16 protein-coding genes are annotated in these 20,366 nt (G+C 60.8%); all 16 read left to right on the plus strand.

Annotation, left to right across the window (positions count from 1 at the left end; all coding sequences use genetic code 11):
- The first annotated feature begins 614 nt into the window (after window positions 1-614).
- The gene (gene gmd, locus FAS41_RS16900) at window positions 615-1,649 is read left to right on the plus strand and encodes a GDP-mannose 4,6-dehydratase (protein WP_138524251.1); all 1,035 of its coding nucleotides are present in this window, start codon (window positions 615-617) and stop codon (window positions 1,647-1,649) included.
- A 69-nt stretch (window positions 1,650-1,718) separates the two neighbouring features.
- Window positions 1,719-2,873: a glycosyltransferase family 4 protein gene (locus FAS41_RS16905; protein WP_138524253.1), complete on the plus strand. Its 1,155-nt coding sequence runs from the start codon at window positions 1,719-1,721 to the stop codon at window positions 2,871-2,873.
- A gap of 99 nt (window positions 2,874-2,972) precedes the next feature.
- Entirely contained in the window at window positions 2,973-4,112 is a 1,140-nt protein-coding gene (locus FAS41_RS16910) for a glycosyltransferase (protein WP_138524255.1), read from the plus strand.
- Window positions 4,113-4,271: 159 nt separating this feature from the next.
- On the plus strand, window positions 4,272-5,243 hold the full coding sequence (locus FAS41_RS16915; protein ID WP_246084887.1) for a glycosyltransferase family 2 protein: 972 nt from the start codon (window positions 4,272-4,274) through the stop codon (window positions 5,241-5,243).
- A gap of 4 nt (window positions 5,244-5,247) precedes the next feature.
- Window positions 5,248-6,306 (plus strand): dTDP-glucose 4,6-dehydratase, encoded by a 1,059-nt coding sequence (gene rfbB, locus FAS41_RS16920; protein WP_138524257.1) that lies wholly within the window; start codon window positions 5,248-5,250, stop codon window positions 6,304-6,306.
- On the plus strand, window positions 6,303-7,208 hold the full coding sequence (gene rfbD, locus FAS41_RS16925; protein ID WP_138524259.1) for a dTDP-4-dehydrorhamnose reductase: 906 nt from the start codon (window positions 6,303-6,305) through the stop codon (window positions 7,206-7,208). The genes rfbB and rfbD overlap by 4 nt, the downstream gene beginning before the upstream one ends.
- Window positions 7,205-8,086: a glucose-1-phosphate thymidylyltransferase RfbA gene (gene rfbA / locus FAS41_RS16930; RefSeq protein WP_138524261.1), complete on the plus strand. Its 882-nt coding sequence runs from the start codon at window positions 7,205-7,207 to the stop codon at window positions 8,084-8,086. Before rfbD ends, rfbA begins: the two co-directional genes overlap by 4 nt.
- A complete protein-coding gene (gene rfbC, locus FAS41_RS16935) occupies window positions 8,086-8,631 on the plus strand; it encodes a dTDP-4-dehydrorhamnose 3,5-epimerase (RefSeq protein WP_138524263.1) in 546 nt (181 codons plus the stop codon). Before rfbA ends, rfbC begins: the two co-directional genes overlap by 1 nt.
- A 65-nt stretch (window positions 8,632-8,696) precedes the next feature.
- Window positions 8,697-12,671, plus strand: coding sequence for a rhamnan synthesis F family protein (locus FAS41_RS16940; RefSeq protein ID WP_138524265.1), 3,975 nt, complete (start codon window positions 8,697-8,699; stop codon window positions 12,669-12,671).
- A 32-nt stretch (window positions 12,672-12,703) separates the two neighbouring features.
- Window positions 12,704-13,306 (plus strand): adenylyl-sulfate kinase, encoded by a 603-nt coding sequence (gene cysC / locus FAS41_RS16945; RefSeq protein WP_138524267.1) that lies wholly within the window; start codon window positions 12,704-12,706, stop codon window positions 13,304-13,306.
- 36 nt (window positions 13,307-13,342) lie between these two features.
- Window positions 13,343-15,154 (plus strand): sensor histidine kinase, encoded by a 1,812-nt coding sequence (locus FAS41_RS16950; RefSeq protein WP_138524269.1) that lies wholly within the window; start codon window positions 13,343-13,345, stop codon window positions 15,152-15,154.
- Window positions 15,151-16,542 carry a sigma-54-dependent transcriptional regulator gene (locus FAS41_RS16955; RefSeq protein WP_138524271.1) on the plus strand — a complete coding sequence of 464 codons (1,392 nt, stop codon included), beginning with the start codon at window positions 15,151-15,153 and terminating at the stop codon, window positions 16,540-16,542. Before FAS41_RS16950 ends, FAS41_RS16955 begins: the two co-directional genes overlap by 4 nt.
- Before the next feature lie 147 nt (window positions 16,543-16,689).
- A complete protein-coding gene (locus FAS41_RS16960; RefSeq protein WP_138524273.1) occupies window positions 16,690-18,114 on the plus strand; it encodes a UbiA family prenyltransferase in 1,425 nt (474 codons plus the stop codon).
- Window positions 18,111-19,436, plus strand: coding sequence for an FAD-binding oxidoreductase (locus FAS41_RS16965; RefSeq protein ID WP_138524275.1), 1,326 nt, complete (start codon window positions 18,111-18,113; stop codon window positions 19,434-19,436). The genes FAS41_RS16960 and FAS41_RS16965 overlap by 4 nt, the downstream gene beginning before the upstream one ends.
- Window positions 19,433-20,173, plus strand: a complete 741-nt coding sequence (locus FAS41_RS16970) for an SDR family oxidoreductase (protein WP_138524277.1) — start codon at window positions 19,433-19,435, stop codon at window positions 20,171-20,173. The genes FAS41_RS16965 and FAS41_RS16970 overlap by 4 nt, the downstream gene beginning before the upstream one ends.
- A partial coding sequence (locus tag FAS41_RS31045) for a hypothetical protein (RefSeq protein WP_218939115.1) occupies window positions 20,170-20,366 on the plus strand: 197 nt, incomplete at its 3' end. The genes FAS41_RS16970 and FAS41_RS31045, both read left to right, overlap by 4 nt.

The raw sequence follows: 20,366 nt of genomic DNA on the forward strand, positions 1-20,366 counted from the left end.
GTGTATGGAGAGTTTCGAACCACATCCTAAGCATCCTGCTTACGGGAGTTGTACATAGATTCGAGGATCTGCTTGAGATCCGGTAGCTTGGGATTGGCCTGGAGCAACTCATGTAGCCTGTGATGGTCGCCTACCAGGCGCCAGACTTCGTTCATACTGCGCCAAACCTCGTATAGCTACTCGGCCCTCCAACTCCCCCAACTGGAGATACTGGCGAAAAGGACTTCAGCCCTACCATTGCGATCGGGCTCATCCGGCAATATCTGAGCGTGGTCCAACCACAATCCGTTGTAATGGCGGCTCTACCTGTCGGGCAGTCATCCTGTTCCACTTATCGGAGCCACGGCGACCAGTTACTATCGAACCTACAAACAGTCAGGAGCATCGCTGGGAGCAAGCACACCAGGTCCTCTCCGCCCCACCCAGGCTCTCACTGGGCCGTGAGCAGGCTTTGTTCAATCGCTCTCAGCCCTGTCATCGCCGGAATATGAGATTCGTCGGCTGCATGACACTAACGGTGTTCACTTATCGAATCGTCGAAGAACCATTCCTCAGAAAAAACAAACACAGCACTATTTGAATTCGCACTACAAAGGAGCTACGCAGGAGGATTTATGAAAACCGCACTGATTACCGGCATTACTGGACAAGATGGCGCTTACCTGGCGCAACTGCTGCTGGAAAAGGGCTACACCGTCTATGGAACCTATCGCCGGACCAGTTCCGTCAATTTCTGGCGCATCGACGAGTTGGGCATCAGCCAGCACCCGAACTTGCACCTGGTGGAATATGATCTGACCGATCTCTCCTCCAGTATCCGCCTGCTCCAGAACACCCAGGCCACTGAAGTCTACAACCTGGCGGCACAGAGCTTCGTCGGGGTTTCCTTCGACCAGCCGGCAACCACTGCCGAAATTACCGGCGTGGGTGCGCTGAACCTGCTCGAGGCGATCCGCATCGTCAATCCGAAGATCCGTTTCTACCAGGCCTCGACGTCCGAAATGTTCGGCAAGGTCCAGGCCATCCCCCAGAAGGAAGACACTCCCTTCTATCCGCGCAGCCCTTACGGCGTCGCCAAACTCTACGCGCACTGGATCACAATCAACTACCGCGAGAGCTACGGCATCTTCGGCAGCAGCGGCATCCTGTTCAACCACGAGTCTCCGCTGCGCGGTCGCGAGTTCGTCACCCGCAAGATCACCGACTCCGTCGCCAAGATCAAACTGGGCAAGCTCGACGTGCTGGAGTTGGGCAACCTCGACGCCAAGCGCGACTGGGGCTTCGCCAAGGAGTACGTGGAAGGCATGTGGCGTATGCTGCAGGCTGACGAGCCGGATACTTTTGTCCTGGCCACCAACCGTACCGAGACTGTTCGCGACTTCGTTAGCATGGCCTTCAAGGCTGCCGACATCGAAATTCGTTTCGAAGGCAACGCCGAAGACGAAATCGGAATCGACGCCGCGACCGGCAAGACTCTGGTACGCATCAATCCGAAATTCTATCGTCCGGCCGAAGTCGAACTGCTGATCGGCGATCCGGCTCACGCCCGCAAGACGCTGGGCTGGGAACCGAAGACCACCCTGGAAGAACTGTGCAAGATGATGGTCGAGGCCGACCTGCGTCGCAACGAAGCGGGATTCTCGTTCTAAGCGACCGCTCAGGGCGCGCCCCACCAGGCGCGCCTTCGTTTTCCCACATCCACCAATAAGGAGACTCGCATGCGCGTTGGTCTAGGAGTCACTGTCTGGGCCAAAGGCAGCACTGCTGGTCATCTCGATGGAATCGGCGTCTATACCCGCGCCCTGTGGCACGCATTGAGCCACCTGGCGCACCATCCTGACACCGACTTGTCATTGCACCCATTCGCATTCGGAAGTTCGCTACCGACGATGGACTGTGGCATTCCCGCCCGCCTGGGTGGGCGATTCTCCTTGCACGCTCTGCGCAGTGCCGTTCTGGGCGCTCCGAGGGCAATGTCCAGGAACATCGGCGGGCAGGTCGATCTGTTTCATGCCACCGACCACCACATCCCCCGGTTGGCGGGAACTCCGGTGGTAGCCAACGTGATGGACTTGATACCGCTTCTGCACCCGGAGTGGGCGTCCGCCAATCTGCGCACCATGAAGAACTGGCTGTTCACACGCACAGTGCGAAGTGCGGACCACCTGATCACCATCTCCGAATACAGCAAGCGTGATCTGATGGATCATCTGGGCATAGCTCCTGAACGGATCTCGGTAACGCCACTGGGCGTTTCACCAGAATACTTCGAGGAAATGCCGCAACCGTTGGTCGAGCAGACGCTGGCCACGCTAGGTCTTCAGCCTGGCTTCTTCCTGTTTGTCGGCACCCTGCAACCGCGCAAGAACCTGACGCGTGTGCTTCAGGCTCACAAGTCACTTCCCGAAACCGTGCGGCGTCAGCACCCACTGGTCATCGTCGGACGCACCGGTTGGAAATCCGACGAACTGCTCACCGAACTCGATGCGCTTGAGCGCCGGAACGAGGGGCGTCGTTTCGAATACCTGCCAGGCAAAATTGTACGAACACTGTTGCACAGCGCATCTGCACTGGTATTTCCATCGCTGTATGAAGGATTCGGCCTACCTGTCGTGGAAGCCTTCGCCGCACGCTGCCCGGTCATCACCTCCAATACGACCTCATTGCCGGAGGTCGCGGGGGACGCTGCCCTGCTCGTCGATCCCACGCAGGAGGAGGCAATTGCTGCGGCCATGCTGGAGTTGCTGGAGCACCCGGACCAGGCCGCGCGACGCGTCGATCTTGGCCAACAGCGTGCCCTGCATTACTCGTGGGAGGCCTGCGCAATGCAGACCCTGGACGTTTATCGCCACATTGCCCCCCCTAGGTCCTGACCAACTGTTGGAATCGGCAACAACCCTGTAACCTGCTGCGCCTTCTGTTTGGTCTATCCGCCGCTACGCTGAAAGAAATATCCCGCGAGACGAACAATAGTGAGAAAACGCATCCTGCTGGTCAACAAATCCTATGCTCCCTTCACTGGAGGGATCGAGACGGCCGTCAAGCAGTATGCCCATTGGTACCAGGATAGCGGTCACGACGTGACGGTCCTGTGTTGCGCACCTTCCCGGAGCCTACGCAGCCGGGCCGAATCGGTTGATGGCATTCGCGTTCTAAGAGCCGCATCGCTGGGGAACCTCTGGTCAGTACCCTTGAGCTTCGCGTTCTTCTGGCACTTTTTGCTGAAGTCACGCGACGCGGACATCACGCACATCAATCTGCAGTTTCCTTCGGCCAGTCTGGCCATGTCACTCTTCCACTGGCTGATTCGTGGGAAGACAGTTGTCAGTTATCACTGCGATGTCTATCGCCAACGTTACCTCAAGCGGGTGACCTACCTGTTCGACCGCATCGCCGTGCGCAAGGCCGACCTAGTCATTACCGGTAGCCCTGCATTGCGAGAACACTCCGAAGTACTCGGCGCAATCCATCGGGACATCCAGGCCGTTCCCTATACGGTCAACCTGCCCTACATCGATGAATGCCTGTCCCGCCCCCCCGAGCACACCCTTCCCGAGCATTTCATGCAGGAGGGGTACTGCGTGTTTTTCGGGCGTCTCGTGAGCTACAAAGGCACCGAGTCATTGGACACGGCTTTCCGACTGCTCATGCAACGTGGCGAGCACGTCAATCTGGCGATCTTCGGAATCGGACCGGAGGAACAGCGGTTCTGGAGGCTTGCCGAGGAGTTTCCTCAGCGCGTGCACTTCATCAATGCTTTCGTCAGCGATACAGACAAGTACTACCTGATTCGCAACTCCAAAATGTTCCTGTTCCCCTCGGTCTACTACTCCGAAGCCTTTGGCATTGCGCAACTGGACGCGATGGCCTGCGCCAGACCGATCGTCAACTGCTGGCTGCAGACAGGCGTGAACTGGGTCGCTCCCGATGGCGAAGCAGCCATTACGGTAGAGCCGGGCAATGCCGACAAGCTCGCAGACGCAATCCTGACCTTGCATAACGACCCTGCGCTGCTCACCAGGCTGGGGCAGGGCGGACAAGACCGCTGCAAGACGGTTTTCTCCGAAGAGACAGTCCGGGCCCACTTCGTGGACCTGATCAGCCGGCTGTAATTTCCTCCCGAGCGCAGGCCCGCGTACTGGAACCGCGAGGCCACGGCCCGAGAAACTGACTGACCAGTCATCAACAAGCAGGGTTGCCCGCCCGCAACCCAGACACTTATCCTGCGGCATATAAGCGATAAATAAATAAGAAATGCAGGGGTTGCCGCTTTGGAAAGACAGCATTCAGCTTTTGCCTTGCCTGATGCAGAGCACAATCGCCCGATCAGAGTTGCGATTCTGCTGTCGACCTACAACGGGGCGCCCTATCTACGCGAGCAGCTCGAATCCCTGATTGCCCAGACCTGCCAGAACTGGGTCATCCATGCTTCGGATGATGGCTCCAGCGACAACACGCTCGACATACTCCACGAGTACCAACGTCGTCTCGGCAAGGAGCGACTGGTCGTACACTCGGGACCGCGCAAGGGATTCGCCGCCAACTTCCTCACGTCGGTCAAGCGGGTGAAGGACCAGGCGGACTATTTCGCCTTCTGCGACCAGGACGACCTCTGGGAGCCCGAAAAGCTTGAACGAGGCCTGACCTGGGCGGCTACACATCCATCGATATTGCCGGCACTGTATTGTTCCCGCACACGCCTGGTGGATGCAGCCGGCCAAACCATCGGCTACTCGCCCCTGTTCCGCCGTGCCCCCTGTTTCGCCAATGCCCTGGTACAGAGCATCGCCGGCGGCAACACTATGCTGTTCAACGCCGCCACCGCGCACCTGCTGAGCCTGACACCCTCCCATGTTCCGATCATCTCGCACGATTGGTGGACTTACATAATCGTTACGGGGTGTGGAGGGCGCGTGAAGTACGACGAATACCCGGCCATCAACTACCGTCAGCACGGCAACAACCTGATAGGCTCTAACTCGAGCGTCAGGGACCGACTCGATCGCCTCCGGCGCATGCTCAAAGGGACGTTCCGACAGTGGAACGACGTGAACCTGGAGGCCGTTTCCCACTTTCAGCAGTACCTGACCCAGGAAAACCAGCGGATCCTCGAGTTGTTCGGCAGTGCACGCCGCGCACCGCTGCATCGCAAGCTGTCGCTGATCAGCCAGTCAGGCGTTTACCGGCAAACGCTTCCCGGCAACCTCGGACTGGTTGCCGCATCGCTTATTCAGAGGCTGTGACTCAATGACGATCCTCGTAACAGGCAGCGCTGGCTTCATCGGCTCGAACTTCGTCCTCGACTGGCTGGCTGACCACGACGAAACCGTCGTCAGCCTGGACAAGCTGACCTACGCCGGCAACCGGGAAAACCTTGCAAGCCTCGACAGCGACGCAAGACACCACTTCGTAAAGGGCGATATCGGCGATACCCGACTGGTTTCCTCCCTGCTGGAACAACACCGGCCTCGCGCGGTGCTGAACTTCGCCGCCGAATCTCACGTGGACCGCTCAATTCTCGGCCCGGAAGACTTCATTCAGACCAACGTTGTGGGCACCTTCCACCTGCTCGAGGCGGTGCGCGCATATTGGGGCGCCCTGGACGAACAGAGCAAAGCTGACTTCCGCTTCCTCCATGTCTCCACCGACGAGGTCTACGGCACACTCGAGGTGCAGGCTCCGGCCTTCACCGAGGAGCATCCGTACCAACCCAACAGCCCGTACTCCGCCTCCAAGGCCGCTTCCGACCATCTGGTGCGTGCCTACCACCACACCTACGGCCTTCCGGTACTGACCACCAATTGCTCGAACAACTACGGGCCGTATCACTTCCCCGAGAAGCTCATTCCCCTGGTGATCCGCAACGCCCTCGCGGGTGAAGCCTTGCCGATCTATGGTGACGGACAGCAGATCCGCGACTGGCTGTACGTCAAGGATCACTGCAGTGCCATTCGCCGTGTACTGGAAGCCGGCCAGGTGGGTGAAACCTACAATGTTGGCGGCTGGAACGAGAAGGCCAACCTGGAAGTCGTGCACTACATCTGCGACACCCTCGACAGAGAGGCGCCCCGCGCAGATGGCCTCAGCTACCGCGAGCAGATCAGCTTCGTGAAGGATCGCCCCGGCCACGACCGACGCTACGCCATCGATGCCACCCGCCTGGAGCGCGAGCTGGGCTGGCGACCGGCAGAGACGTTTGAAACCGGTATCGCCAAGACCGTTCGCTGGTACCTGGACAACCAGGCGTGGGTCGAGAATGTCGCCAGCGGCGCCTACCGGGAGTGGCTCAGCCAGCAGTACGCATGAACGACATCCTGATTCTCGGCAGCAACGGCCAGGTCGGCTGGGAGCTGCAGCGCGCGCTGGCTCCGCTTGGCCGACTGACGGTGTGCGACCGTCAACGCGCAAACCTGGAAGACCTCGATGGCGTGCGCCGGCTCATCGAGAGCGAGCGTCCGACCATTATCGTCAATGCTGCCGCCTATACCGCGGTGGACAAGGCGGAAAGCGAGCCCGAGCGCGCACACCGAATCAATGCAGAGGCCGTTGGTCTGCTGGCCAGCCTGGCCCGCGAGCTCGACGCCTGGCTGGTGCACTACTCGACCGACTACGTGTTCGATGGGCAGGGAAACCGGCCATTTGGCGAACAGGACCCGACTGCCCCACTCAATGCGTATGGCCGCACCAAACTGGCCGGCGAACACGCCATCAGCGAGAGCGGCTGCCGTCATCTGATCCTCCGCACCAGCTGGGTCTATGCCGCCAGGGGTGCAAACTTCGCAAAGACGATGCTGCGACTGGCGGCGGACCGCGAAGAACTTCGTATTGTCGCTGACCAGATTGGCGCCCCCACCAGTGCCGAGCTTATTGCCGACGTCACGGCTCAGGCGCTGGCTCATCTACGCAACCATCCACAACCTGCCAGCCTTTCCGGCCTCTATCACCTGGCGGCCAGCGGCGAGGTCAGCTGGCATGGCTACGCCCGCTTCGTCATCGCCGAAGCGCGTCGTCTGGGACTGGCCCTGCGTACCGACGCAGAGCACGTGCTGCCGATCATGACGAACGAATATCCGCTTCCCGCGCCCCGGCCCGCAAACTCCAGGCTCGACACGACCCGCCTCTGCTCGACCTTCAGCCTCACCCTCCCGGACTGGCAGTTCCACGTTCGTCGCATGCTGGTCGAGTTGATTGGAGAAAGAACCGCATGAAGCGCAAAGGCATCATTCTCGCCGGCGGGTCCGGCACCCGGCTGCACCCAGCCACCCTGTCGGTCTCCAAACAACTGCTGCCGGTCTACGACAAGCCGATGATCTATTACCCGCTGAGCACCCTGATGCTGGCAGGTATCCGCGAGATCCTGATCATCTCCACCCCGCAGGACACACCGCGCTTCCAGCAGCTTCTGGGAGACGGGCAGCGCTGGGGGGTGGAACTGCAGTACGCGGTGCAGGAATCGCCCGATGGTCTGGCGCAAGCCTTCCTGATCGGCGAGGACTTCATCGGCGACAACCTCAGCGCCCTGGTGCTCGGCGACAACATCTACCACGGCCATGACTTCCAGGAGTTGCTGGTCAGCGCCATGGACCGCGAAAGCGGCGCCAGCGTGTTCGCTTACCATGTGCACGATCCGGAGCGTTACGGAGTCGTGGAGTTCGACAGCCGCGGCAAGGCGATCAGCCTGGAAGAAAAGCCGGTCTCTCCCAAATCCAACTACGCCGTGACGGGTCTGTATTTCTACGACCGACGCGTTGTCGAGATTGCCAAGAGCATCCGCCCTTCAGCCCGCGGCGAGCTGGAGATCACCGACGTCAACCGGGCTTACCTGGAGCAGGGCGAACTGTCAGTGGAAATCATGGGCCGCGGCTACGCCTGGCTCGACACCGGCACCCACGAATCGCTTCTGGAGGCCAGCCAGTTCATCGCGACTCTGGAAAACCGCCAGGGGCTCAAGGTCGCCTGCCCCGAGGAAATTGCCTTCCGACAGGGCTGGATCAGCGCCGAGGAGTTGCAACGCCTGGCAGCTCCGCTCGCCAAGAGTGGATATGGTCTTTACCTCCAACGCCTTCTGACGCAAACGGTCTACTGATGAAAGTTACTCCACTGGCGATTCCCGACGTTCTCGTACTGGAGCCACAAGTGTTTGGCGACAGCCGAGGATTTTTCTTCGAAAGCTTCAATCAGCAGAAATTCGAGCGGGCCCTCGACCGTCGTGTCGAGTTCGTCCAGGACAACCACTCCCGCTCAGCCCGCCATGTCCTGCGCGGCCTGCATTACCAGATTCGTCAGGCCCAGGGAAAACTCGTGCGGGTGGTCCATGGCGAGGTGTTCGACGTCGCTGTCGACTTGCGCCGCAGCTCCCCCACCTTCGGCCGCTGGGTAGGCCAAGTGCTGAGCGCCGAGAACAAGCTGCAGATGTGGATCCCCGAGGGTTTCGCCCACGGTTTTGTGGTCACCAGCGAGAGCGCCGAGTTCCTCTACAAGACCACCGATTTCTGGGCGCCCGAGCATGAGCGCTGCATCGCCTGGGACGATCCCGAGCTGGCCATCGAATGGCCGATCGAGTCGGCCCCAGAGCTCTCCGGCAAGGACCGCCTGGGTGTCAGCCTGCTAGAAGCCGAGCTCTTCTCGTGATACTCAAGCCGCCACGGAGTGGCGGCCAAGTAAGACCATAACGACAAGAAAGACGGAGATTCAGCGTGAAAGAGCGTCAACGGGCCATAGTCGTACTTGGCATGCACCGTAGCGGTACCAGTGCAATTGCCAGAGGGCTCACGACACTGGGTGTGGAGCTGGGTGACAACCTGATGCCTGCCGCGCAGGGCAACAACGAGCGCGGCTTCTGGGAAGATCAGGAGATCGTCGACATCAACACCGATATCCTGAAAGAGCTCGGTCATACCTGGCACTCGCTCAAGCCACTGGCTTCGGAGCGACTGGCGAGCTTCGAGGGTTCCCATATCCAGCAGCGGGCGCTGGACTACCTCCGCGAATTCTTCGGCGACGCCCCGGTGTTTGGCCTGAAAGATCCGCGCATCTCGCTGTTGCTGCCCTTCTGGTTGCGCATCTTCGAACTGGCCAACATCGAGCCGGCGTTCATACTGAGCCTGCGTCATCCTTTGAGCGTGGCGAACTCGCTTCACAAGCGAGACGGTTTTACCGAAGCCAAGAGCCTCTATCTCTGGCTCGACTACATGCTGCAGGGGTTGCTCCATAGCCGAGGCAGGCAAGCAGTCGTTCTGAGTTATGACCGCCTGATGGGCGCACCGGCCGAGCAGATCCGTCGACTTGGCGAGCAGTTGCAGCTGCCCGCTCCCACCGACGTAGAACTCGACGAGTACATCGAGAAATTCCTCAGTGCCGACCTGCAACACAGTCGCTTCTCCCGCGACAGCGATGAGCTGGCTGAACGGGCCCCGCGCGAAGTCATCGAGTGTTTCGACCTGCTGCTCCGCCTGGCCGACGACGAACTGGCCCTTGGCAGCTCCGAAACGCTGCTGCGTATCGAGCACCTGAGCCAGCACTGCCGAACCCTGCACCCCACGCTGGAGGCACTGCACCAGCAGGACAGCTTGCACACCGCGGCCCTACAGGAAGCTCGCGCCACGCTCGATAGCCTGCAATTCGTGATCGCCAAGCAAAGCCTGGAGCTGGAGGACGCGCAGCAGAGACTGAACGACATTGCGCGCCTGACGGCCAATCTGGAACACAGCACATCGCTGCTGGCCAGTTCCCGCGCATCGCTGGAGGAGATCCAGCGCTCCGCCTCCTGGACTCTGACCAAGCCCCTGCGCTTTGCCTCGCGGATCGCCCGCGGCCGCCGCGGCGAAGCGCTGGTCAGCCTGCGCAACTACCTTCACCAGGTTGGACGCTCGATCTACTGGCGCATCCCTGCCGCGCAACGTGAGCGTCTGCTCATGGCGGCCTATCGTCGCTTCGGTTTCGCCTTCAACGGCCTGGGCCACTATGAGCGCTGGAAACGCCAGCTTGACCAGCAGGCACCCTCCCAGGCGCACTGGCCAACCGAACTGACCGACATTTACCAGATCGAACCTTGCGAAAATCTGGATGGCCGTGTCGCCATTCACCTGCACATGTACTACAGCGACCTGACCGAAGAATTCCGTGGCTATCTGAGCCACATGCCCTTCCCCTACGACCTGTATGTCTCGGTCAAGGATGAAGTCGGACTGCGAGCCTGCCAGGCCATGTTCGTCAACCTGCCCCATCAGGGTTCCCTGCAGGTCGAGATCGTTCCCAACCGTGGCCGGGATATCGCACCGATGTTCTGCCAGTTCGGTGAGGCACTGAAGCAATACGACTACCTGTTGCACCTGCATAGCAAGAAGTCGCTGTTCAACAACGGCGCCACCGACGGCTGGCGCGAGTACCTCTGCCAAAGCATGGCGGGGAGCGAGCGACAGATTCGCTCCATCTTCGAACTGTTGTCGTCCGGCAAGGCCGGCATTGTCTATCCGCAGAACTTCGAGCGCCTGCACTACGTGGCCAATACCTGGCTGGCCAACCGCGCCATGGGACATCAGTGGTGCCAGCGCCTGGGTATTACCGAGATTCCGGAAAGCTATTTCCACTTTCCCGCCGGCAGCATGTTCTGGGCCTCCCGCCAGGCCCTGGCGCCCCTGTTCAACGCAGGTATCACCCTGGAAGACTTCGCCGAAGAAGCCGGCCAGACCGATGGCACCTTTGCCCACTGCCTGGAACGCCTGCTGGTGCTGACCAGCCAGAGCCAGGGGCTGCCCCCTGCCATCCTGCGCTGCCAGCACACCAACTCCTGGTCGGCCTGGCGCTTCGACAACTACCTGGCGCGAAGCGAGCAGGACCTGCAACGACAGATATCCAACCCGACCATCAAGACAGTCGCCTTCGACATTTTCGACACCCTGCTGCTTCGCCCGCTGCTCGATCCGGAATCGATCAAACGGCTGACAGCCCAGCGAGTCGACAAGGGGACCGCCGAGAAGTACCTGCGCTACCGCGCTGCAGCTGAGGCCCGCGCCCGTGAAAAAGCCGGACGAGACATCACCACCGCAGAAATCTTCGACGAACTGGGCCGCCTGGCCGGTATAGAGAAGGGTACGCTCCTGGCGCTGCGCCAGCGCGAAGAGGAAACCGAGTTCGCCTGCGTCACACCACGCCCGGAGAGCATTGCCCTGCTGCGCTACGCCAAACGCCTGGGCAAGCGCGTGGTGTTGCTAAGCGACATGTTCCTGCCGCAGTCGGTGATCACCGCCATGCTGCAGAAATCCGGCGTTCTGCAGTGGGACAAGCTGTACGTCTCCGGCGAGATCGGCGTCCGCAAGGACACCGGGCAGCTTTACGAATTGGCCCTGCGCGAGGAACAACTGCTGCCGGAACAGATGCTCATGGTCGGCGACAACGAGCGCTCGGACGTACAGATCCCCGGAGACATGGGCCTGGACCTGTTGCACGTGCTCAAACCGATCGACCTGGCCCGCGGACTGCCGCACTGGAATCGCCTGGTAGATAACGTCCGCAGCCGCAATGACCTCAGCGCCGAACTCGCCCTGGGTCTGTTGCTGCGCCGTAATTTCGCCAAAATCGCCTTCGGCACCTTCCGGCCGGCGGCCTTTTCACAGGGCTCGGCCGAGTTACTGGGGTACAACGTAGTCGGCCCGCTGCTCACCCACTTCGTGACCTGGCTGCGCGAACGCGCCCAGCGCGATGGAATCGAACGTCTGTACTTCCTCTCCCGCGAGGGCAAGCTGCTCAAGACAGCCTTCGATCTCTGGGACGAGCGCGAGCCCGGCACCGCGTCATCGCGCTACCTGGTGCTGTCGCGCCGGGCAGTCAGCGTACCGCGCCTGAGTGATTTCGAAGAGGTGCTGACGCTCGCCCGGCCGAACTATTTCTCCGGCACCTTGGAAAACCTTCTCGAAGCGCGTTTCGGCGTGGTCCTCGATAAGGCCGATCTGCAGGATCTGGACGCCCGAGGCCTCTGGAAATCCGGGCAGTTGCTCGATATCGGCAACAACGACGTCAGCCACATCGAGCCGGTGCTGCGTCATCTCCTGCCCCGGATACTGGCCCAGGCCGCAGCCGAGAGCCCGGCACTGCTGCGCTACCTGGAAGACTCGCAGCTGACCGCAGAAGGCGCCGTGGCGGTGGTCGATGTCGGCTACTCCGGCACCATCCAGCGCCACCTCAACGCCTGGCTGGAGAAACCGATCAACGGCTACTACATGGTCACCGACGAGCTGGTCGACGCCTTCGTCGGCGATGCCGGGGTCTTCGCCGACGGGTGCTTCTCCGATCGAGTATCCCGCGCCACCCGAGGCAACTGCACATTGTTCGATCAGAACTTCATGCTCGAGCAACTTCTCAGTGCCGATGATGCCCAAGTCAACCATTATCGACTCGACGCCGACAGTACTCCGGTCGCGCACTACCAGGCGCTGGGTGATGAAGAACTGGCCGCCCGGGAAATCCGCCAGCAGATTCAGGCTGGGGCCCTGGCCTACCTGCAGGACGTGCTGGATGTCCGCGCCACCCTGCACGCAGACTTTCTGCCTCCACGTGACCTGGCCAAAGACATCTGGTCGACCTTCAGCGTCAACCCCGATGAAGAAGAGCGTAAGCTGCTCAAGCGCCTGGTGCTGGACGACCACTACTGTGGCCGCGGGCTGGTCAGTTGAGCGAGCTAACAAGATAGGGACGCACCCGGAAGATGAGCACGAACGAGAATATCCGCTGGCACACTGGCCGCCTGAGCATCGACGAAAGAGCCACCCGCATGCGGCAAAAGCCGGCGACGCTGTGGCTGACCGGCCTGAGTGGTTCCGGCAAGTCAACCCTCGCCTTCGCCCTGGAATATGCCCTGCATGAACTGGGCTATTCCGCCGTGGTACTCGATGGCGACAACGTCCGCCACGGCCTGTGCAAGGATCTTGGCTTCAGTCATGAAGACCGCACCGAGAACATCCGCCGGGTCGCCGAAGTGGCGAACCTGATGAACGATGCCGGCCTGATCGTCATCACGTCCTTCATCTCGCCTTTCCGCGAGGATCGCGAGCAAGCGCGGAAAATCATCGGCGAAGAGCGCTTCCGCGAGATTCATCTAAGCACCGAACTTAGTGTGTGCGAAGAGCGCGATCCCAAGGGGCTCTACAAGAAAGCGCGGGCCGGCAAACTGCCGGACTTCACCGGCATTGGCTCACCCTACGAGGAGCCGCTGAAGCCCTTCGAGCGGATCGATACCGACCGACTCAGCCTCGAGGAGAGCGTGGCGCGCCTGATGAAACTGCTGCAGTTGCAGCCCATCGAGCGCTGATCGGTGTAGCATCGGTGGCGCAAACCACCGCATGCGATGTACGCCGCCTTGAACCCTCACCTGACCCGCTGGCAATCACTGGCCCTGCTGGCGCTACTACTCGCTCCACTGCTCTGGCCGCTGCACTACGTCGCCCAGCGCTACTACAGCGAGCAACTGGCCGAGCAGAACCAGCAGACCCTCGACCTCTACGTCGCCAACCTGCTGGGCACCCTGCGCCGCTACGAGGACCTGCCACCGATCCTCGGCGAGCTGCCGACCTTGCGTGCCGCGCTGCAGACGCCTGATAGCCTGGCCGCGCAGAACGCCGCCAACCTGGAGTTGCAGCGCATTCGCGGGCGCACCGGCGCAGATGTCATCTACCTGATCCAGGCAGATGGCATGACCCACGCTGCCTCGAACTGGGACCAACCCGACAGCTTCGTTGGACGCAATTTCTCGTTCCGCCCCTACTACAAGGAAGCGCTCCAGGGGCGTCAGGGGCGCTTCTTTGGCCTGGGCACCACTTCCAAGCGACGCGGCTATTACTTCGCCAGCGACGTCCGGGACGGCGGTAAGCTGCTCGGTGTGCTGGTGGTGAAGGTCGACCTCGAACACATGGAGCAGCTCTGGGGCAACACACCGGAGCAGCTACTGGTGATGGACTCCAACGGCGTGGTCATCCTTTCCTCCAGCAACGCCTGGCGCTTCCATACCGCCAAGGAGCTTTCGCCTGCCAAGCAGCGCGAGATCGCCGAAAACATTCCCTACCCGGTGTTGCAGCCGGCACCGTTGAAGATCGACCAGCGTCGCTGGATCAGCCAGAGCCGCCATCTGCCGGAGACGGGCTGGACAGTGAGCATCTACACACCGCGCGCTCAGGTCGACTCTCCGGTGCGCAGCGTCGTTCTGATCGGCTCGGCCACCCTGGTCGCACTACTTCTGCTGCTGTCGCTGCTGACCATCAGCCGCCGCCACTACCTCGAACGCATCGCCCTGGAAGCCCAGGCCAAGCACGAACTGGAGCTACGTGTGCAGGAGCGCACCCAGGAGCTGGAAGGTGCCAACACACGGTTGCAGGAAGAGGTCAGCAACCGCGAGCAGGCGCAGCGCGAGCTGATGCACGCGCAAGATGAAGTGGTGCAGGCCGGCAAGCTCACCGCCCTGGGTACCATGTCCGCCAGCATCAGTCACGAACTCAACCAGCCGCTGGCTGCTATCCGCAGCTACGCCGACAACGCCCGTGTACTGCTCGATCACGAGCGCTACAGCGACGCCCGCGGCAACCTTGAACAGATCGGGGAACTGACCGGGCGGATGGCCTCGATCATCGGCCACCTCAAGGCCTACGCCCGCGGCGCCCGCCGGGCACCGGAGAACGTGGCACTGCAACCGGCGCTCAACGACGCCCTGGCACTGGTCGCCCAACGGCGCCAGGCGATGAACGTGGAGTTGCTGCGCGACCTGCCGGATGCGGCGATCTGGGTCCAGGCCGGCGAGACCCGCTTGCGACAGATCCTCTCCAACCTGATTTCAAACGCCCTCGACGCCCTGACCGAGAAAGGCCTGCCAAGGCGCATCTGGCTAACCACCGAGCAGACGCCTGAGCACATCATCCTGTCCCTGCGTGACAATGGCCCTGGCTTCTCCGAAGAGGCGCTGGCCCATGCCCGCGAGCCCTTCTTCACCACCAAGACCAGTGCCAAAGGCCTGGGCCTGGGCCTGGCCATCTGCGACACCCTGCTGCGCACGCTGGGCGGACGCCTTGAATTGGGCAATCACCCTGAGGGTGGCGCTCTCGTACAATTGCACCTGTTGCCGGGTATCCCCGGCGTGACCCTGACGCCGCAAGAGGAAACCCGCGCATGAGTTCGGCCGAGCCGTTCGACTCCACCACCCAGGTGCTGCTGATCGATGACGACCCGCACTTGCGCCAGGCACTCTGCCAAACCCTCGACCTCGCCGGTTTCAAGGTGGTCGCCCTGGGCGATGCGCGGCAGATCGATCCACAGCAGGCACGTGACTGGCCGGGGGTGATTGTCAGCGACATCCGCATGCCAGGTATCGATGGCTTGCAGTTGCTGGATCAGTTGCACGCGCAGGATTCCGAGCTACCGGTGATCCTGGTTACCGGTCATGGTGATGTGCCACTAGCGGTAAAGGCCATGCGCTCGGGCGCCTACGACTTCCTCGAAAAGCCCTTCCCCAGCGATGCGCTGTTGGACAGCGTGCGCCGCGCGCTAGATGTGCGCCGACTGGTGCTGGAGAACCGCAGCCTGCGCCTGGCCCTGACCGAGCAGAAGGAAGTCCGTGGCCGCCTGGTCGGCCAGTCCCCGCCAATGCAGCGCCTGCAGCAGCAGGTCGCCTCGCTCGCGGCGATCCAGGCGGACGTGCTGGTACTGGGTGAAACCGGCTCGGGCAAGGAAGTGGTCGCCCGCGCCCTGCATGACCTGTCGAGCCGCCGCAACGGTCCCTTCGTCGCCATCAACGCTGGCGCACTGGCCGAATCAGTAGTGGAGAGTGAGCTCTTCGGCCATGAGCAGGGTGCCTTCACCGGGGCGCAGAAGCGCCGCATCGGCAAATTCGAGTTCGCCAACGGCGGTACCCTGTTCCTCGACGAAATCGAGAGCATGAGCCTGGACGTGCAGGTCAAACTGCTGCGCCTGTTGCAGGAGCGCACCGTCGAACGACTGGGCTCCAACCAGCTCATTCCCCTGGATATCCGCATCATCGCGGCGACCAAGGAAGACCTGCGCCTGGCCTCGGACGAAGGGCGCTTTCGCGCCGACCTTTACTACCGTCTCAACGTAGCCAGCCTGCGGATACCTCCGCTGCGCGAACGGGGCGATGACATCCTGCTACTGTTCCATCACTTCGCCGAACGCGGTGCGGAGCGCCACGGCCTGACCGCACGCCCACTGGACTCAGCGCAGCGCGCGCAACTGCTGGCCCACGGCTGGCCGGGCAATGTCCGTGAATTGCAGAACGCCGCGGAGCGCTATGCGCTGGGCCTGGACCTGGGCCTGGACGACAGCCGTGGGCAGACCATGACCATTGCGCCCGGCGCGGGGCTGAACGAGCAGGTGGAATCCTTTGAGCGCTCGCTGATTGCCGCCGAGATGAGCCGGTCACACAACTCCTTGCGCAGCCTTGCCGAAGCGCTGGGTGTGCCGCGCAAGACCCTGCACGACAAGCTGCGCAAACATGGGCTGCTGTTCAATCAGGGCGAGACTTCCGAGCCAGGGGAGCCTGGCTGAGCAGGAGTGCATAACTTCCAGCAGCCGCAGGTGGGCAGACCCGCCAGGACTGGCAAGGCGCGGAGTGGCACTGGCAGCGGAATTCAGGAAGAATCAACGTTTCTCTTTATGAGAAACTGTGTTGTTAAAGGAATATTGAGGTAGTTCGTGTCTATACCACTCGTCATTGATCTGGATGGAACCCTGATTCACAGCGATCTCCTTCTGGAGTCCAGCCTCAGCTTTCTGAAAAGACAGCCCTTGAGACTGCTGGAGCCCATTCGCTGGCTGGCCAGTGGGAAGAGCATCCTCAAATCGCGCCTCGCTCAATCCGCACCGATTGACGTATCGGTACTCCCATACAACAAAGCCGTCCTCGAGTTGATCAATCGCGAGAAAGCGCAAGGCCGGAAAATTGTACTGGCCACGGCCAGCCATCGGAGTTACGCCGAAGAAATCGCTTCCCATCTGGGCATATTCGACCAGGTGATGGCGACCGATGAGCACGTCAATCTCTCCGCCCAGCGTAAGCGCGATGCCTTGGTCCGAGAATATGGCGAGGGCGGATTCGATTACGCGGGTAACTCCACCGACGACCTCCCAGTGTGGAAGGCAGCACGCCATGCCTACTTGGTGAACTCGAACGGCCGAATCAGTCGAGAGGCAAAACTCCACGGCAACGTGGCAGACGAACTCAAGCCCGACTCGCGCAGCCTCCTGCGAACGTGGGCAAAAGCACTTCGCCTTCACCAGTGGGCAAAGAATGCTCTTATCTTCATCCCACTGCTGGCCAGCCACCGGCTGCTCGAAATAGACCTGCTCGCGGATGGACTGGTTGCCTTCCTCTTGTTCGGCCTTTGCGCTTCAAGTGTGTATGTACTCAACGACCTGCTCGACCTGGATGATGACCGCCATCACGCCAGCAAGCGCAAAAGGCCATTTGCCAGCGGCGCACTTTCTATCGGCAGCGGCCTTGTCGCATTTCCGCTATTGCTTGCAACGGCCTTTGTCGGCGCCTTGCTGATACTGCCATGGAAGTTTGCACTTGCACTGGGCAGCTACTACTTGCTGACGGTGGCGTATTCGTTCTGGCTCAAACGCATGATGTCGGTGGACGTGATCGTACTTGCGATGCTTTATACATCCCGGATCATTGCAGGCACATTCGCATTCGGTGTCAGGCTGACCTTCTGGATGCTCGCCTTTTCGATGTTCATCTTCCTGAGCCTGGCGCTGGTCAAGCGCTATGCAGAACTGCGAGATGCTCGCGCCAAAGGAAAGGACAGCAAGACCAGAGGTAGAGGCTACTTCCCGGATGATCTGGAAATGATCTCATCCCTGGGGGCCTCTTCCGGATATCTCTCGGTAATGGTCCTGGCTTTGTATATCCAGGACGGATCGACCGCCTCGATGTATCACTACCCGCAACTCATCTGGCTAGCCTGTCCGTTGCTACTGTACTGGATTACCCGTATCTGGATGCTGACGCATCGTGGCGCCATGCATGAAGACCCCGTCGTATTCGCCATCAAGGACCGCACCAGCCTGCTTGTCGGCGCCCTTTTCGCATTGACCTTCTGGATCGCGACATGAGCAAGCCCGAACTTTGCTCCTGGGGCCGCTACCCCAAAGTGCCGCAATATCGACATGCCTGTGCCTGGCGCAATGACCTGCCGGGCCTGTTCGACAAATTGATCCAGCAAAACCTGACCACCCTGCCTTACGGCAACGGCCGTAGCTATGGCGACAGCTGCCTGGCCGCCAGCAGTGCTCTGCTGCAGACCCGTCAGCTTGACCGACTGATGAGCGCTGACTGGGAACACGGCATCATCCGGGCCGAAGCCGGAGTAACCCTGGCCGAGCTGATCACAATCGCCCTGCCTCGCGGCTGGTTTCTACCGGTCACTCCTGGGACAAAATTCGTAACATTGGGCGGGGCCGTCGCGAATGATGTACATGGCAAGAACCACCATGTCCGCGGCACATTTGGTTGCCACGTGCGACGCTTCGCCCTGCAGCGTTCCGATGAGCAGATGCCGCTGGAGTGCACGCCGAATCAGAATACCGACCTGTTCCGCGCCAGCATTGGTGGCCTGGGCCTTACCGGCGTAATTGTCTGGGTCGAGCTGCAGCTCATGCCTGTGCACTCTAGCCTGATTGACAGCCTCACGGTGCGCTTCGACTCCCTGGGGGAGTTCTTCAGCCTCTCCGAAGAGTTTGACCAATCGCATGAATACACCGTGGCCTGGATCGATTGCCTGGCCAAGGGGAAGTCCGCCGGTCGCGGCGTTTTCTCCGTCGGCAACCATGCACCCTCCGGGCAGTTGCAGGTCGATGACCGACGGCGCCTGAGCGTACCACTGACGCCGCCGATCTCGTTGATGAACAGCCTTAGCCTGAAGCTCTTCAACAATGCCTACTACGGTCTCCACAAGCCAGGACGGCACGCCAGCCAGGGCAGCTATGACCCATTCTTCTACCCATTGGATAGCATTCTGAACTGGAATCGCATCTATGGTCGGCAAGGTTTCCAGCAATATCAGTGCGTTATCCCGGATGCAGCCGCCGAAGATGCCATGCAAGAGATTCTCTCCAGCATTGCCGCCAGCGGCAGCGGCTCGTTCCTAGCCGTCATGAAGCGTTGTGGCGATGTACGTTCGCCGGGACTGATGTCCTTCCCGATGCCTGGCGTATCACTAGCACTCGACTTCCCCCAGCAGGGTCAACTGGACAACAGCTTGTTCAGCCGTCTGGACAGCATTGTCCGGGCGGCTAATGGACGGCTTTACCCTGCGAAGGATGCGCACATGGGCGCCAGCGACTTTCAGGCGTTCTATCCCGACTGGCAGCAGGTTGAACAATTGCGCGATCCGGCGCTGCTCTCACTTTTCTGGAAACGTGTGACTCAAGCATGAAGAATATCCTGATCATCGGCGCCACCTCCGCCATCGCCACCGCCTGCGCGCGCATCTGGGCCGCTGAGCAAGCCCGCTTTGTCCTGGTAGCACGAAACTCTCAGAAGCTCGACCAGGTAGCTGCGGATCTTAGCTCTCGCGGTGCAAGCGAAGTGAAGACCAGCACTCTGGACATGAACGACTTTGCGGCCCATGAAACCATGCTCGCTGAAGCGTTTGGCCAATTGGGTCGGGTGGATGTCTGCCTGATAGCGCATGGAACACTGCCAGATCAAGCGGCTTGCGAGCAGGATACCGAGACTGCGCTGAAAGAGTTTTCCAGCAACGGACTGAGCGTAATCGCCCTGCTGACGCCCCTGGCAAATCGCATGGAAGCACAGCGCACCGGGACGATAGCGGTCATCTCCTCCGTCGCCGGAGATCGCGGCCGCCCGTCCAACTACCTGTACGGCACCGCCAAGGCGGCCGTCACTACGTTCTGTGAAGGTCTGAGAGCTCGCCTCTACAAGGTGGGAGTCCATGTGCTGACGATCAAACCAGGCTTTGTCGACACCCCCATGACCCAAGGACTACCGCTTCCGCAGGCTCTAGTGGCCAAACCGGAACAAGTGGGCATGGCCATCACCCGTGCCGTGGATAAGCGCAAGGACAGCATCTATGTGCCATTTTTCTGGGCCGGTATCATGCTGATCATCCGCAGCATTCCTGGCGTGGTGTTCAAGAGAATGTCTCTGTGAACGAGCGGCTCCAACGCTACAGCTGGATTCTGTTCGCTTGCATCGCGGTATTGACACTCGCATCCACCCTGGTGCTCGAAGCAAGAAATTTCTCCCCGGTCCCCTACCTGGATATGTGGGACGGATATATCGGCTTCGATATACGACTGAGCCAGGGAGATCTTGCCGCGTGGATCTATTTGCATAACGAACA

It is taken from the genome of Pseudomonas nicosulfuronedens, assembly GCF_005877905.1.
Lineage (GTDB): Bacteria > Pseudomonadota > Gammaproteobacteria > Pseudomonadales > Pseudomonadaceae > Pseudomonas > Pseudomonas nicosulfuronedens.

Excerpts from the sequence above, each read along its gene's own strand:
- gmd (WP_138524251.1), top strand. The coding sequence starts at position 615 with ATGAAAACCGCACTGATTACCGGCATTACTGGACAAGATGGCGCTTAC.
- FAS41_RS16905 (WP_138524253.1), top strand. The coding sequence starts at position 1,719 with ATGCGCGTTGGTCTAGGAGTCACTGTCTGGGCCAAAGGCAGCACTGCT.
- rfbB (WP_138524257.1), top strand. The coding sequence starts at position 5,248 with ATGACGATCCTCGTAACAGGCAGCGCTGGCTTCATCGGCTCGAACTTC.
- rfbD (WP_138524259.1), top strand. The coding sequence starts at position 6,303 with ATGAACGACATCCTGATTCTCGGCAGCAACGGCCAGGTCGGCTGGGAG.
- rfbA (WP_138524261.1), top strand. The coding sequence starts at position 7,205 with ATGAAGCGCAAAGGCATCATTCTCGCCGGCGGGTCCGGCACCCGGCTG.
- rfbC (WP_138524263.1), top strand. The coding sequence starts at position 8,086 with ATGAAAGTTACTCCACTGGCGATTCCCGACGTTCTCGTACTGGAGCCA.
- cysC (WP_138524267.1), top strand. The coding sequence starts at position 12,704 with ATGAGCACGAACGAGAATATCCGCTGGCACACTGGCCGCCTGAGCATC.
- FAS41_RS16950 (WP_138524269.1), top strand. The coding sequence starts at position 13,343 with ATGTACGCCGCCTTGAACCCTCACCTGACCCGCTGGCAATCACTGGCC.
- FAS41_RS16955 (WP_138524271.1), top strand. The coding sequence starts at position 15,151 with ATGAGTTCGGCCGAGCCGTTCGACTCCACCACCCAGGTGCTGCTGATC.
- FAS41_RS16965 (WP_138524275.1), top strand. The coding sequence starts at position 18,111 with ATGAGCAAGCCCGAACTTTGCTCCTGGGGCCGCTACCCCAAAGTGCCG.
- FAS41_RS16970 (WP_138524277.1), top strand. The coding sequence starts at position 19,433 with ATGAAGAATATCCTGATCATCGGCGCCACCTCCGCCATCGCCACCGCC.